This is a genomic window from Chryseobacterium sp. SC28 (genome assembly GCF_003932955.1).
In the GTDB taxonomy this organism is placed as follows: Bacteria; Bacteroidota; Bacteroidia; order Flavobacteriales; family Weeksellaceae; genus Epilithonimonas.
This window is the reverse complement of sequence record NZ_QOVY01000002.1, coordinates 12,497-26,367: the sequence shown is the minus strand read 5'-3', so window position 1 is coordinate 26,367 and position 13,871 is coordinate 12,497. Positions and strand designations below refer to the sequence as shown.

14 protein-coding genes and 1 tRNA gene are annotated in these 13,871 nt (G+C 42.2%); all 15 read right to left on the bottom strand.

Annotated features, from left to right (window positions below):
* Positions 1-10: 10 nt before the first annotated feature.
* The 15 genes from DTW91_RS01675 to DTW91_RS01605 all read right to left on the bottom strand — a co-directional run bounded on the left by DTW91_RS01675 (position 11) and on the right by DTW91_RS01605 (position 13,795).
* The gene (locus tag DTW91_RS01675) at positions 11-1,264 is read right to left on the bottom strand and encodes an efflux RND transporter periplasmic adaptor subunit (protein ID WP_228412611.1); all 1,254 of its coding nucleotides are present in this window, start codon (positions 1,262-1,264) and stop codon (positions 11-13) included.
* Positions 1,261-2,508, bottom strand: coding sequence for a TolC family protein (locus DTW91_RS01670; protein WP_125201688.1), 1,248 nt, complete (start codon positions 2,506-2,508; stop codon positions 1,261-1,263). The genes DTW91_RS01675 and DTW91_RS01670 overlap by 4 nt, the downstream gene beginning before the upstream one ends.
* A gap of 18 nt (positions 2,509-2,526) precedes the next feature.
* Complete coding sequence (locus DTW91_RS12925; protein ID WP_125201687.1) at positions 2,527-4,485, bottom strand: efflux RND transporter permease subunit; 1,959 nt, start codon at positions 4,483-4,485, stop codon at positions 2,527-2,529.
* 2 nt (positions 4,486-4,487) lie between these two features.
* The gene (locus tag DTW91_RS12920; RefSeq protein WP_125201686.1) at positions 4,488-5,771 is read right to left on the bottom strand and encodes an efflux RND transporter permease subunit; all 1,284 of its coding nucleotides are present in this window, start codon (positions 5,769-5,771) and stop codon (positions 4,488-4,490) included.
* A 14-nt stretch (positions 5,772-5,785) separates the two neighbouring features.
* The gene (locus DTW91_RS01655; protein WP_125201685.1) at positions 5,786-6,409 is read right to left on the bottom strand and encodes a DUF3347 domain-containing protein; all 624 of its coding nucleotides are present in this window, start codon (positions 6,407-6,409) and stop codon (positions 5,786-5,788) included.
* A gap of 26 nt (positions 6,410-6,435) precedes the next feature.
* Positions 6,436-6,819 (bottom strand): hypothetical protein, encoded by a 384-nt coding sequence (locus tag DTW91_RS01650; RefSeq protein WP_069797733.1) that lies wholly within the window; start codon positions 6,817-6,819, stop codon positions 6,436-6,438.
* A gap of 228 nt (positions 6,820-7,047) precedes the next feature.
* Complete coding sequence (locus tag DTW91_RS01645; RefSeq protein ID WP_125201684.1) at positions 7,048-7,464, bottom strand: hypothetical protein; 417 nt, start codon at positions 7,462-7,464, stop codon at positions 7,048-7,050.
* 58 nt (positions 7,465-7,522) lie between these two features.
* Positions 7,523-8,107 (bottom strand): hypothetical protein, encoded by a 585-nt coding sequence (locus DTW91_RS01640; protein WP_125201683.1) that lies wholly within the window; start codon positions 8,105-8,107, stop codon positions 7,523-7,525.
* A 29-nt stretch (positions 8,108-8,136) separates the two neighbouring features.
* Positions 8,137-9,045 (bottom strand): relaxase/mobilization nuclease domain-containing protein, encoded by a 909-nt coding sequence (locus DTW91_RS01635; RefSeq protein WP_125201682.1) that lies wholly within the window; start codon positions 9,043-9,045, stop codon positions 8,137-8,139.
* Complete coding sequence (locus DTW91_RS01630) at positions 9,011-9,487, bottom strand: plasmid mobilization protein (RefSeq protein ID WP_078704756.1); 477 nt, start codon at positions 9,485-9,487, stop codon at positions 9,011-9,013. The genes DTW91_RS01635 and DTW91_RS01630 overlap by 35 nt, the downstream gene beginning before the upstream one ends.
* A gap of 237 nt (positions 9,488-9,724) precedes the next feature.
* Positions 9,725-10,642: a toprim domain-containing protein gene (locus DTW91_RS01625; protein ID WP_125201681.1), complete on the bottom strand. Its 918-nt coding sequence runs from the start codon at positions 10,640-10,642 to the stop codon at positions 9,725-9,727.
* Between the two features lie 271 nt (positions 10,643-10,913).
* Positions 10,914-12,101: a VapE domain-containing protein gene (locus tag DTW91_RS01620; RefSeq protein ID WP_125201680.1), complete on the bottom strand. Its 1,188-nt coding sequence runs from the start codon at positions 12,099-12,101 to the stop codon at positions 10,914-10,916.
* Positions 12,089-12,466 (bottom strand): helix-turn-helix domain-containing protein, encoded by a 378-nt coding sequence (locus DTW91_RS01615; RefSeq protein ID WP_072997149.1) that lies wholly within the window; start codon positions 12,464-12,466, stop codon positions 12,089-12,091. The genes DTW91_RS01620 and DTW91_RS01615 overlap by 13 nt, the downstream gene beginning before the upstream one ends.
* 195 nt (positions 12,467-12,661) lie before the next feature.
* On the bottom strand, positions 12,662-13,597 hold the full coding sequence (locus tag DTW91_RS01610) for a hypothetical protein (RefSeq protein ID WP_125201679.1): 936 nt from the start codon (positions 13,595-13,597) through the stop codon (positions 12,662-12,664).
* A gap of 124 nt (positions 13,598-13,721) precedes the next feature.
* Positions 13,722-13,795, bottom strand: a tRNA-Asn gene (locus DTW91_RS01605).
* Positions 13,796-13,871: the final 76 nt, after the last annotated feature.

The following is a 13,871-nucleotide window of genomic DNA, read 5'->3' as shown; positions in this document are numbered from 1 at the left end:
TTATCAATTTTTATCTGTTAATTTTTATGAAACTTTCGCTGTCCATCAGGTACTGTGCATTTTCGGCAACTCCATCTTCAGGAAGCAAACCACTGACGATCTGAATTTTATCGCCTACCACCGCGCCGGTAACAACCTTGTGGGCAATAAAACCGCCTTCTACTTTTTTGAACGCGATTTTATCAATCCCTAAAGAAACCACCGCTGATTTCGGCAGCCAGTCTGCCATTCTGTTGTGGCTCATAATCTCCGCTCTAACCTGACTTCCGACAGGAATTTTTGCGGTGGAATTATCAAAATAGACGCGCGCCGTTACGGTTTTGCTGCCCTGCCTGAAAAACGGTTCAATAAAACCGATGGTTCCTTTGAAGCGGTTATCCGGATTGGCTTCCGGGATGATCATGACTGACTGTCCTTTGCTGACCAGTGCAATGTCTTCAGAAAAAATATTGATCAGGGCCCAGGTTCTGTTGGGATTGTAGACACTGAAAATATTCTGTCCTTTCTGGAGGTACATTCCCTCTTTTAGGGGTAGTTCAGCGGTGACTGCCGTATTTGAAGCCATTGCGGGTGCAGATTGTGGTGATGACCCCATGCTTCCGGCCGATCCTGCCTGCTGAATGTGTCCGCTGTAATTGCTGAAAACCGGAACTGTGAAATCAGGTTTCCCTCGCTGGATGACTTTCTGAATCTGTGAAGCCGGCATTCCCAAAAGAAGGAGTTTCTGGCGTGAAGCATCAATCATTGTTTTGTTTGAGCGGTCATTTTTAATAGCGAAGAGCAGGTTTTGCTGTGCGGTTAAAAGCTCCGGGCTGTATATATCTAAAATACGCTGCCCTTTGGACACTTTCTGGTATTTATACCGCACATAGAGTTTCTCGATACGGCCCCCAACAACGCGTGAGGAAATACTGCCAATCTGTCGAGTATCGTATTCTACCGTCCCTAAAGCATCAACGGTGGTGGGAATATTTTCCTTTTTTAATTTTACGACCGGCAATTCCGAGATCACAAATTCATTGGTTGGTTTCAGCAGATCGTCGAGTTTAATCCCCTCTTCCTTTTTTTCAGGGGCATCTTTCAGGACCAAATCCATCCCACATTTGGGACATTTGCCTGGTTTGTCTGAGATTACTTCCGGGTGCATCGGACAGGTATAAGTATGCATTGCAGCTTCTGCCGAGTGCTTATCTTCCCAGAACTTAACTTTGTCACACGCCGTCAAAGCAAATAAAAGCATAGTGAATATTATAATTTTTCTCATCTTCTTTCAATTAAGCGGTCAATTTCAGTTTGCGTCTGCAGTGCTTTGGTCAGGATCTCGAAATATTCCAATTGGGCCATATTCAGCTGTTCCCAGGCATCGTACAACATGAAGAGTTCTTCCGTATTCTGCTCGTAGCCTAACTGCATGGATTTGTAGTTCTTTTTTAAGGCCGGAATAATGGTGTCTTCATAGAGTTTGAGCTGATTTTTATTCAGGTCCAGTTCATTGCGCATTCCGTAGGCCATTCCACTGTATTCGTTCACCATCATTTCTTTCTGTGCCTGCAAGGCCTCTTCTTTCAGTTTGAGACTTTCAATATTGGCTTTATTCATGCCTGAAGCCCAGGAAACAAACGGCAGCTTTGCCATCAGCATGAGTGAAAACTGCATGGGCTGGCCGCCAAAACCAAACATGTTTTCGAACTTTACGCCAAATTCCGGCTTTAGATTCTGCTTTTCCAGATCCTGTTTGAGTTTGGCAATATTGATTTCCCGGTCGATGCCGCGGAGATCACTTCTGTTCTGATAAAATAGATCCTGATCAAAAGTCATGAGAGAGTAGTCATTCAGGTTGTATTCGGGCTCAATCTCCAGTGGCGCGAGCGGGTCTCTTTTCATGAGGGCATTCAACCGGATCCGGTTGACGCGGAGGTCATTCTCGTACATGAGCTGCATGTTTGTGGAGCTTCCGAGGGCGGCTTTGGCTTTGTAATATGCAGATATTTTGGAAAGCCCGTTTTTGTACCGGATTTCGGCGTTTCTAATCATAAAGTCCAGCATCTTTTCGTTTTCCTTTACGACCTTCAGCTTTTTATCCAAGACGATTGAACTGTAATACAGTTTTTTCGCATCCTGAAAGTTTTCATTGAGGGCGGCAAAAAGTTTTTCCTTTTCCACAGAGGACATTGCCTTCATCAGATTTTCGTTGGCATCGAGTTTCTTTCTGTTAGGAAACATCTGTTCCACCGAAACTGCTACTGAGCCCATGCCGAGCATATCGCCGTCGCGCTGCCAGAGTTTTGCATTATAGGGCGTCATGAAGAAACCTGCTCCTACGGTTGGAGGCATCCAGCTTCTTGCTCCTTTTGCGGCAGCATCCATTGACCGGATTTCGGCATTGTACATTTTTACCACCGGATGGTTGGCTGCGATACTGTCCATTACAGCGGGCAGGGACATTTGCTGAGCATCAATGGTAGTGTAAAGGAAGGGCAGTACTCCTGTTATTATGAATTTTTTCATTTTGTAATCATTTAAGGATTAATGGGAAGCGTCGAGGACGTCAATTTTCCCCAGTTTGTTCAGTTCCCACTCTTTCTGCATATAAAAGATAACAGGTGTTACCAAAAGGATGTGAATTGCGGAAGTAAAAACGCCACCCACCATCGGTAATACGATTGGTTTCATCATATCACTTCCAACGCCGTGACTCCACAGGATGGGAACCAGTCCAAAAAGGGTAACACACACTGTCATAATTTTAGGTCTTAATCTTTTGGCTGCTCCATTAATGACGTACTCCCGAAGTTCTTCATTGGTAATGGTCTCCCGTGAGTTGCCATTTTTGGCAATAAGCTGAATCATGGCATCGTTCAGGTAAATGACCATAACAATTCCGGTTTCTACCGCAAGTCCGAATAGGGCAATAAATCCTACTGCTACTGCTACGGAAAGGTTCACCCCCCAAATCGAAATCATGAATACGCCGCCGATTAAGGCAAAAGGAATACTGATGAGATTAAAAAAAGCTTCGCGGTAAGAATTGAATGCAAAATACATGGAGAGGAAAATCACGACCAATACCAGTGGCATAATCATTTTTAAGGTCTGCTCACCCCGAATCAGGTTTTCATACTGGCCGCTCCATTCCACGAAATAGCCTTTAGGCATTTTGGTGACCATGCTGTTGAGTTTTTCCTGGGCTTCTTTTACGGTACTGCCTAAATCCCGGTCGCGTACGTTGAATAGAACAGATCCACGCAACATTGCATTTTCAGAATTGATCTGTGGTGGTCCTTCTGTAAGACGAATGTCAGCCACTGCACTTAGCGGAATGGAACCAAATTCCATCGTCTGCATTGGGAGTCTTCTCAGAGATTCCACACTATTTCTGAAATCCTGGCCGTATCTGGCATTTACCGAAAAGCGCTGTCGGCCTTCCACGGTGGTGGTGAGTCTCATTCCGCCGAGCGCACTTTCCACGACGGCATTTACATCATCCACACTTAGGCCGTATCTTCCTATTTCTTCGCGTTTCACTTCAATTTCCACATATTTTCCGCCGGTAATGGGTTCTACGTACATGTCTTTTATTCCTTCAATACCGGTGAGTTCCTTTTTTATTTTTTCGGAAAGGACCGCGATACTGTCCAGGTTCTGTCCGTACACTTTTACGCCCACATCCGTTCTAATCCCTGTTGAAAGCATATTGATCCGGTTGGTAATCGGCATGGTCCAGCCATTGGTTACGCCGGGAATCTGCAGTTTGGCATTCAGCTCATTGATGAGATCATCTTTTGTAAGGCCGTCGCGCCATTCGCTTTGCGGTTTCAACAAAATAATGGTTTCAATCATGGAGATGGCTGAATTATCTGTCGCCGTGTTGGCTCTTCCGGCTTTTCCGAGGACATGATCCACCTCCGGAACTCCTTTAATGATTTTATCCTGCACCTGCAGTAATCTTTTGGCTTCGGAGTTCGAAATATCAGGCAAAGTGACCGGCATAAAGAGCAGAGATCCTTCATCCAAAGGTGGCATAAACTCGCGTCCCAGATTCATAATTAAAGGGATGCTGACCAAAAGAGCAAGAATATTAATGCCAAGCGTTGTTTTTCTCCATTCCATGCACCAGCGAATGATGGGTTCGTACACCCGCTGCAAGCCACTGTTTATTGGGTTTTTATTATCGTCTTTAAACTTTCCCTTCATAAAAAAGGAGATAAGTACCGGCGCAAGGGTAAGTACCAAGATCGCATCAACGATCAGGATAAAAGTTTTGGTGTACGCTAACGGGTGAAAAAGTTTACCTTCCTGACCTGTCAACATAAATACGGGGAGAAAAGAAACCACGATAATCACCGTAGAAAAAAATACGCCTCTGGATACCTGTAAGGATGATTTTTCGATAATCTTCATCCGAATGTCTTCGGGAATTTTAACGTAACTTTCTTTCTCCTTATCTTTCTTTCTGAATATATTTTTTAACCAGTTGGTTTTCATTGTTATGGGTTTTTATTTTGTTGATGGTTCTGCCAATCGGAGAGATTTTTATAGGCATTTTCGGACATGATAATTCCGTTATCAACGATCACCCCAATTGCCAGTGCAATTCCGGTAAGCGACATAATATTGGAGGAAAGTCCAAACGCATTGAGCAGAATAAAGCTGATGGCAATGGTGACCGGAATCTGAATAATGATACTTAATGCACTTCGCCAGTGGAACAGGAACAGAATAACAATGATAGCGACCACGATGATCTCTTCGATCAGCTTGAATTTGATATTGTCTATTGCCCCTTCAATAAGGATACTGCGGTCGTACGATGTCTTGAAGGTGACACCTTCAGGGAGTCCTTTTTCAACGTCCTTCATTTTCTCTTTCACATCGTTGATGACCTTATCTGTATTTTCGCCATACCGTGCCACTACGATACCGCCCACGACTTCGCCTTCACCGTTTGCATCAAAAATACCCAGACGCAAATCACCACCCATCTGCACAGAGCCAATATCTTTGACCCGCACGGGAATACCGTTGTAATTTCCCAAAGCAATTTCTTCAATATCGGCTACGTTCTTGACGTAACCAAGACCGCGAATGACATAGGCCATATCAGCCACTTCAAATTTACGTCCGCCCACATCATTATTGTTGGCTTTCACTTTGTTCATCACATCCATCAGAGAGACGTTATAGTACTGGAGTTTTACAGGATCTACAATGAGTTGGTACTGTTTTTCGAAGCCGCCAAAGGAGGCTACTTCCGCCACACCGGGAACCGTCTGCAGAGCAAATTTCACATACCAGTCCTGGAGGGCGCGCTGGTCTCCCAAATCCATTTTAGGTGCATCGAAATGGTACCAGAAGACTTGACTAACGCCGGTGCCATCCGGTCCGAGCGTAGGCGTTATGCCTTGCGGGAGTAGGCGTTGGGCATAGTTGAGCCGTTCCAGTACCCGGGTTCTGGCCCAGTAAATGTCCACGTTATCTTCGAAAATAACATACACGAAGCTCATCCCAAACATGGAAGCGGCGCGGATGTTCTTAATTTTCGGAATTCCCTGAAGGTTGCTGACCAGAGGGAAAGTCACCTGATCTTCCATAATCTGGGGACTTCTGCCCATCCACTCCGTAAAAACGATGACCTGGTTCTCACTCAGATCCGGAATGGCATCGATGGGATTGTCCCTTACCGCAAAAATACCCCAGATAAAAAGGCCGATTGCAATCAGCAAAACGAAATACCTGTTGCGGAGGGAGAGTTTGATTAAATTTTGAATCATGGTTCTGTACGGTTTTACTTAATTTCTTCCTGAACCTCGCCACATGACAGCATTTCTTTGCCTAAATAAGGATTCTTCACCTCACGTGAATCGCTAAGCCAAAAAGCGCCTTTTTTATCGTTATACATTGGACAAAATACTTTGTACACCGGCTTTGGAGTTCCGAAATCCTTCAACAGGTCGTAAAAATCTGCACTCATTATATCCAGATGTTCGCGCTGATGATCAATATTTCCGGCGTTATCTGCAATGTGCTCGGCGTGTTCACTGATGCTTGCTTCGAGTTCAGCAAATTCTTTTTTCTGTTCAGCGGAAAATCCGTTTTTGTCTATTTTAGTTAGCGCCTCTAACATCCCCTTAGCAGCATTGACTGCTTCTTTATCATCATCACCCGACAACGCAAATGTAAGATGGGTGTAATGAGAATAAAGCTCCGTGAGGTCAGCGGAAGTTTTTTTTGCGTCGGTAACGGTTACCTTTTCATCCATAGGCATATCGCCCATTGCTGAATTGTCAGACATCATGCTCATATCGTGCTGCATGGATGTTTCAGTAGTGCTTTTCTGTTCTTTGTTTTCTTTACAAGAAGTGAGTGCCAATGTTCCGATTGCCAAAAGGCTGAATACTAGTATTTTCATTATTTTATAAGTTTAAAGGTTATTTATTATTTATTAAAAAAGGCTTCGTAGTTTGCTTTGTTTTCGAAGTACACGACATTGTCGTTTTTATCGGATATCGCTATAATTGCGGTTGCTTTATCGATGAGTTGATGAGAAATCGGATCGTATGCCATTCGTGCATTTTCTTCCTGCGGGATTCTCAGTTTGCAGTTTTCGCAGCAGCCGTAATACGTTTTACCTTCGTGCTGTACTTCGAGTTGTTTTTTACCCATATAGGCGTTATTTACCATACATACCTGATCGTGCGGAACAATGTCGCCGGTGGTGAACTTTGCGACCGAGATTTGGGTGTTTTCAGCTTTTGAATTGTTGCAGGAAACGAGAAATACCGATGCAAAAGCCAGTATTCCCAAAAGAATATTTTTCATTAAATTTTAGATTACAGGTTAATTTTAAGTTTCCTTGTTAAGAAACTGCTTACGAACATTCAGATCTTCAAAAGCGTCCTTGCTCCAAAAGGAAAATCTTTTGTGAAAGATTTACTTTTAAAGGAAAAGTTGAAGTTCAAAGGAATATACAGCGCTGATAAGTCATCAGGGATAAAGTGTTAAAAACACTTCACGACCGGACATAACTTGGGCTGTAAGAAAGAAGTATTACCCTATTTTGGGTGGTTTCCAAACGGTATGGAATTCACAGGAGTAATGAGGATTCTGATAATAGAAATTGGAATTGTTGCTATAATAGCCGGAGTCTTCATTTTTAGAATCCTCTAAAAATTTACTATCCGCTAAAACAGTGTATTGAGCAGAACTGCAAAGGTTTCCGCTACAGTTTCCTGAGCATCCTTCCGTTTGACAATTGTGTGATTTGGGGTGACAGCACTCATCTTTGCAATCGCCGCTGTCGCAAGACGGCTGTATCTGTGCGAATGACTGTTTTATGAAAGTTTGCGAACTGGTCGCGGTTTTAATAACCTGCTTCTCCTTTGTACTGCAAGCCTGAGAAATCCCTGGCGCCAGAAATAACGCGAGTGTAAGGGAAAGCAACAGTATTTTAAAATTTCCGACCATTGTAAGTAAACAGCACAAAGATAGGGAATTATTTTAGAATGGACAAATAATTTTTAGTCTACCTACTCTCATACCCCTCCTTAAACTTCAAAAACTTTTCTGCGTCCTTTGGGTTTTTCTGCATCCATTTTTTCATCAGCTTAGTGTTGTATTCTAGTTGCTTCACCTGCTCGGTTTCATAGATGGCCTTGTTTTCATTCTTGATCTCCTTGAGGATTTCCTCTCGAACCTCGGTCTTGGTGCGGATGCTTTCGCGGTACCAGATTTTTCCTAGATAAACAGTTGCTGATAAAATAAAAAATGCAACCAGCAATATAGCCAGGATTCCGAAAAACCAATATTTAACTGTATCTGATTTCTGATGAAATTTTTCCAGATGCTTTATAACGTCCGGAGATAATTCTGCGATAATATTGTTGGGGATGGATTTAAGCAATTCCTGCCGTTTTAGATTTTCTTCATGTGCCAGTGCTTGGATTTTCTTTACATCCTCCTTGATGTCGCAGTACATGTGGAAAATCGCCTTCCCCGAAATTTCTACCGCCTTATTACTTTCTATGACGCGGTGCAAAAGTTCGATGCCTGCATCTTGTGAAGAATAATTTTCTGTATTCTCCTGGTTGTTAAATTCGTTGTTGTTCATTTTCTTTTTTTATTGATGTTTTTTTAAACTTATCGCCTTCTTTTTCTTTTCCTCAGCAATTCATCGTCTGCCGCCGGTGCGTAGCTCGGTTTGAGGAGTTCCTTCACAGCATTCTCAATCTCCTTGAGGGCTGATTTTTCCGGATGTTTTATTTCATTCGTTTGCGGATTACTCTGACTGAAAATTGCCGACTGGTGGTTTTCCGCATTCCGGTTTAGGATTTCTTTGATGTCCTTAATCTTCAGTTTGCTGGTGATCTCCGAAAGTTTGTAACCTGGATGGTACTGCCTCTGGGTTTGGTCGTTGATGTCCTTTAATCTAACAATCCGCATCCCCGAAATACCGTCCTTCACATTCTGCGAGAGCGTCACTCTGTAACCACATCTCCGCATATAATCCACCAAGTCGTCAAAATTTCTTGAGACCTTCAGACAGTTTTGCAGAACTTTCAGCATCTGCTGCTTTTTCTCTTTCCCTATTTCCACATCTGTTTTCAGGTTCATCTCTTTGCAAACATTTCTCACTGATTCACCGAAGCGCTTTCCGATATTGGCAGATTTTACCGTGCATTTACCATAAACATCTATGCGGTTCACGATGAAGTGGATATGTTTCTGCTTCGTGGAATTGTGGACATCCAAGACGATTTGGTTATTTTCTGTAAGTCCCACATCTTTCAATGATTTTATAGCCAGTTCCTTCAATTCGTCGTTGGTCAGTATGTCGCCAATTTCCTTTGCCGGAGAAATGTAACCTGTGAGAGCCCATTTCTTTACATTCGGATTTCTCTCGGCGACAATCTTCATCTCTTCAAATCTTTCCTCCGGCATTGTTGAAAGCAGGTTGTTGGAATAAATACATTCCGCCGTGCCTTTGTCATTGCCATTGTATTCAATCGCGATCTTACTGATCCTCCTCGTCGTTGCCGAATTGTTCATGCTTGATGATTTGTTGGTAGAGGTATTCCCGGATCAACCTCGTTGTGGTTTGAATTTCCTCAAGGATCTCTTTCTTGTTTTCAAACTCATTCCATTCTCTGTTCCGGAGCAGATTGGATATCCTTATAAAATTGTTGCCGTAATTCAACAGAACCGCGTCGGTTTGAAACTCGTTTATTTTGAGTTCTTTTTCGGTTGAAACCAGTCTTAAATATTTTGATATTTTGAGTTTGTAGAAGTCAGCCTCCTTTTGAATTTTCTCAAACTCCTTTTCGGTAAAACGAACTGAGACTACCTTCGAAAATTGGTTCGCCGTCTTCTTTTTCAAACCTCCCTTTCGACCAATTTCTCGGAACCGGTTCTTTCTTTTTTCTTCTGCAACCTTTGCAATTTGCTGCTCGGAAATCTGCCTGACAAACTGTTTTAAAAAGTCATTTTTCATCTTGTGTTTATTTTGTGTTTAATTTTTTTATGATTATAAATTACTGGCTTGAATTCCATTTCCAAACAAGTGTTTCCGACGACAGGAGGAAACCAAAAAGCCCGATTTTTACGACAAGCCCCACGCTTGTTGTAAACATTGGGTACTTTTTGCACTAGACACATGGCAAGTTTTTACCCAGCCTTTTTAGAGCATTCCACCTGTGCTTATTTTGCGCAGCCCGGCTTGTATAAATCTTCATCTTTTTCTCCTGTAAATATTCCGGTTTTCCTCGGACTCGTGGATGGCTGTTTGATTTTTTTCAAGCTTATTTTCAAGTGTCTTTTCTTCCTGTGATATCAGGAAATCATTCAGATCTTGATGAGGGAAATATTCATTCGACCGGTCATCTGCCTCCGGGAATATTTTCAAAATTGAATCCCTGCACTGTTCGCCGGCGCGGTCGTTATCCAAGTACATTTCGACAGATTTATAATTTCCAAAAAGCCCGGATGTCTTGTGAACCATGGCGACAGAGTTCAGAATTAGATAGTCGGAAGGTGTCTTTTCCGGTTCTAAAATTTTAAGGGAGAGGTAGTCGGTAAATCCCTCGAAAACCTTGAGGTTTGCAGAATTATTTTTTATCGTGGTGATATCCTTTTTTCCAAGACAGATTTTGGAAAAACTGCTGCGGATTTCGTAGCCTCCCGAATCGTTTTTAAAACCGAGCCCGAAATATCTTTTGTCGTTAATCCGGTAGTGGACTTCGCTCAATTCCGATTTTTGTGACTCGAGTTTTCTTGATTTCAAATAGTCTAACAATGCCGGGTGAATAACTTCCTTTACTTCGAGAATTTGATTTGTATTTTCAGCAGTAATTGCTTCCGTCACACTCGGCTTTTTATAAGAAAAATCGAAACGAGAAAGATATTCAAGAGCATCGGATACAGTGCATTGTTTGAGCTCCTGAACTATCGACACGACATCGTATTGTTTTCCAGTGCCAAAATCAAAGGCAATATTTTTCACATAATTCACTAATAAACTTGGCGTTCGTTCTTGTCGATTGATAGCATAATAATAGGCTGTTTTCGGATGTTCTTTGCTTGGGAATAGAGAAAAACTTTCCATTACTTCTTTGATGCTGATATTCTCGTTCGCTTGTTTGCAGTTCATCTTTTGTGTTTTTAAAATTTATTTCTTTATATCCAGTTATATTTTTACCGTTTTTCCATACCTGCCTACCTATACATTGAATATCAGTTCGTTATATCATTTTATGACTTACCTTATTGTTACCTGTTAATTGGACCCCTTCTTTAACTATGGTAGTTTAGGTAAAGTCTTATCTATTTTATTACCTTCATAAAAATTTGAAAATGAGTTCTGTAAGTCCACTTAGGTAAGTAGGTAGGATAAATTGAATGTCAAGGATTTAAACTTTCTTTCAGTCAATCTTTCTTCGGATCAGGTACCCGTAAACCTGCAGTTTCGGATGCTTGATTCTTTCATACTTGAGCCTGGTGAGCGCCTTTCCGACCTTGATGTTGTTCAATCTTAAATTCAGGGCGTTGTTCATTGCCACAACGATGTCCGTCGCCGTAAGAAAATCCTTGATGTCCTTCGATTTCTCGAAGTGTGCGGAAACGATTTCCTGCTCAAGTGAAAGCTGGGAAAACTGCTCGTTCCTCAGCTCATTAGCCTCTATGTCCGAGAGCGTCATTTCCGGTTGGTAATTTTTTCTTTCAAAAGCATTGTGGTACGCCTGCGCCCATACCTTGTCTATGTCTATTTCCTCCACATAGGCGAAATCAATGCTGAAAACTTCGAAAACCAGCCACCTTACGCTTCCTGTCTCGTCGGTAAGGAAATCTGTTCTGTTGGTGGAAGCAACAAAGGAACATATCCTATCCATGTTCTCCGGCCTCCGTCCGTAAGGCACCCTTACTTTTGCGCCGCCCATCGAGATGAAGGATTTCAGGGTGTTGACATCCGATTTGGACAGCACGGCCAGCTCGTCCGCATTGAGGATGAAATTTTTGCAGATGGCAATGATGCCGTCCTTGTCCACTGTGACATTTTCGGAATAATAATCCCTGAGCCCGTCCGGGATGAGGAACCGCAGGAATGTGGTTTTGCCCGTGTTCTGTTTGGAGCTTGCCAGCACGAGGCACTGCTTGTTGACATAGTCTTTCTTCAATGCGCAAAGCACGGCGCGGGTCAGCCACTTCTCGAGATGGTAGCGGAACGCTTCGCTGTCGTTGGTCCGAACAAATCCCGCCAGCTTCCGGATATGGTCTTCGCCGTCCCAGCCCGCGAGTTTTATAAAGTATTCCGCTATCGGGTTGTATCTCTTTATCAGGTGGCTCCGGACGAGAATCTCCAGCTTCTGCATGGTGATCTGCATCCCGGCCTGTACGAGTTCTATCAGAAGGGAGTTGATGTTTAGCTCTGTCCAGTCATCCTTTCCCTTGAGCGATATTTCTATCTCCAGGGCGATGGCGTTAAAGCGAAGGTCATACTTGCTTTCAAGATACTTCATCACCATATCGAAAATGGTAGTGGTCTCGGAAGCGGTTTGGTAGAGTACTGGGATTTTTTGCTCGTCAGCCGGCTTGTTGGTTATTTCTTCCATCTCTCCAGAATTTCCTGCTCGAATGCATCGTAGTCATCATTTTGTATTTCCTCCACATTATCCCCCAGAAGATAAGCTTCCAGGTCTTCTTTGCGAAAGTAGATTTTCTTTTGCCCCTTCTTTTTGTAGGCCTTCAGTTTGCCGTGGTGTTTGAGTTGGTAGAGATAGTCCGGATCCAGGTTGAGGAACAGCGCGGCCTCTTCCTTGGAATAGATCTTCTTGGTTCCGAGGGCGAGCATCTGTAGCGCCTTGGAGGTAAACTCTTTTTGCGAGTTTACCAAAGTGGACATTTGGCTTTCTAGCGCAGCTAGTCTTTCTTGGTCTTTCATTTCGTTGAATTTTGTTGAGGCCAAGATATTTCCCAAAGAAATAGCCGCCTAAAAGCGACTTAAAAAGTTTTTTGTAAAATAAAACAACCTAAAGAAATGTGCGTTCAATAGGAGGTTTTGTTTGATAATGGTTTAGTCAATAAACCATTAAAAGCGACTAACTGTCGCCTTTATAATTCTGGTTATCAGACAAATATGATTTTTAAAGAGAAAATGTTTTTGGATTTTAGACTATATATCATCCTGAACATCGCTGTTGGAAAGATATTTTGAGAGGTTCTTGCTGTTTATTGGCTCTTCTGCGATATTTCCGAGCCTGTCTTTTGCCGAGGTGACGGCGTTGATAATTTTGCAGGTTTCGGCTTGGGTTATTGTGCCGGATTTACAACTTTCCATAACATTAGTAAAGGTCGAGAAAAAGTCCAAAATAGGCTGTACGCTCACGCCGTTCCTTGCAGGCTTTGTAAACAGAATCTTTCCAGAGTTTTTCTTCCGCAGTAAAAAGTCCGATAAAACCCTCTCGGAATCTTTAGAAATAAAATAATCCCGCAAAATGTCATCAATGACCATATTCGGATTCTTTTTTATTTCAAAAGCAAAATCGGATTCCTGTAGGATATTATTGTTGTGTTTTGCGAGTTCGTTGGTTTCAGATAAAATGATTTGTTGATTATTTAATTCGTTTGAAATCTTAGTGCCAACTTTCAAAAATTCTCTTTTTAGCTCATTGGAATGGTGTTCTATTTTATCTGCCGCGTCTTGCTTTTCTCGGAACTCAAACCTTTCGCTATAACTGTTTTTCTTGAATTTTTTGAATGCCTGAATTGGCTTAAATGGGTGTTCCATTTTTACCTCGAACAGTATTACGGCAAGAATTTGAAGAATGATATAGAATAGGATTTGGGTAAAGTCGATCTTCTCGGCATGGATATCTTCCAGTATTTTCCCGCCCCAGAAAAAGGAAAGCGACAATGAAACCAAAAATAAATTCAAAACGATTAAAAACCGCTGGGTGTTCCAGTCGTTATACCAGTTTGCCCTTTCCTTGGAGTAATAGTTTATCGCAAACGGACTGAACGCAAACCAAAGCCGCCCTGCAAGATAGAAGGGGACAAGGATTGTAAAGGTTACCATTAGAATATATGTTGCGATATAGAAGTCAGTCATAGATAACGTACTAAAATATTCTTACACAAAAATAGCATTAAAATAAAATACTTTTGTTCGTGAAATGTTCGTGACAAATATAAAAAAAGACACTCACATTTCTGTAAGTGTCTCATTTTCAGCGCTCCTCTTGCTGGGCTCGAACCAGCGACCCTCTGATTAACAGTCAGATGCTCTAACCGACTGAGCTAAAGAGGAATATTTCCTTTTGCTGTAAGCGTTTGCAAATATAGAAACTTTTTTAAAAATCGCAAAACTTTTTTCGATCCTTGTG

What these genes read in the sequence shown, in the direction of transcription:
- DTW91_RS01675 (WP_228412611.1), bottom strand. Translation starts at nt 1,264, where the DNA reads ATGAGAAAAATTATAATATTCACTATGCTTTTATTTGCTTTGACGGCG.
- DTW91_RS01670 (WP_125201688.1), bottom strand. Translation starts at nt 2,508, where the DNA reads ATGAAAAAATTCATAATAACAGGAGTACTGCCCTTCCTTTACACTACC.
- DTW91_RS12925 (WP_125201687.1), bottom strand. Translation starts at nt 4,485, where the DNA reads ATGAAAACCAACTGGTTAAAAAATATATTCAGAAAGAAAGATAAGGAG.
- DTW91_RS12920 (WP_125201686.1), bottom strand. Translation starts at nt 5,771, where the DNA reads ATGATTCAAAATTTAATCAAACTCTCCCTCCGCAACAGGTATTTCGTT.
- DTW91_RS01655 (WP_125201685.1), bottom strand. Translation starts at nt 6,409, where the DNA reads ATGAAAATACTAGTATTCAGCCTTTTGGCAATCGGAACATTGGCACTC.
- DTW91_RS01650 (WP_069797733.1), bottom strand. Translation starts at nt 6,819, where the DNA reads ATGAAAAATATTCTTTTGGGAATACTGGCTTTTGCATCGGTATTTCTC.
- DTW91_RS01645 (WP_125201684.1), bottom strand. Translation starts at nt 7,464, where the DNA reads ATGGTCGGAAATTTTAAAATACTGTTGCTTTCCCTTACACTCGCGTTA.
- DTW91_RS01640 (WP_125201683.1), bottom strand. Translation starts at nt 8,107, where the DNA reads ATGAACAACAACGAATTTAACAACCAGGAGAATACAGAAAATTATTCT.
- DTW91_RS01635 (WP_125201682.1), bottom strand. Translation starts at nt 9,045, where the DNA reads ATGAACAATTCGGCAACGACGAGGAGGATCAGTAAGATCGCGATTGAA.
- DTW91_RS01630 (WP_078704756.1), bottom strand. Translation starts at nt 9,487, where the DNA reads ATGAAAAATGACTTTTTAAAACAGTTTGTCAGGCAGATTTCCGAGCAG.
- DTW91_RS01625 (WP_125201681.1), bottom strand. Translation starts at nt 10,642, where the DNA reads ATGAACTGCAAACAAGCGAACGAGAATATCAGCATCAAAGAAGTAATG.
- DTW91_RS01620 (WP_125201680.1), bottom strand. Translation starts at nt 12,101, where the DNA reads ATGGAAGAAATAACCAACAAGCCGGCTGACGAGCAAAAAATCCCAGTA.
- DTW91_RS01610 (WP_125201679.1), bottom strand. Translation starts at nt 13,597, where the DNA reads ATGACTGACTTCTATATCGCAACATATATTCTAATGGTAACCTTTACA.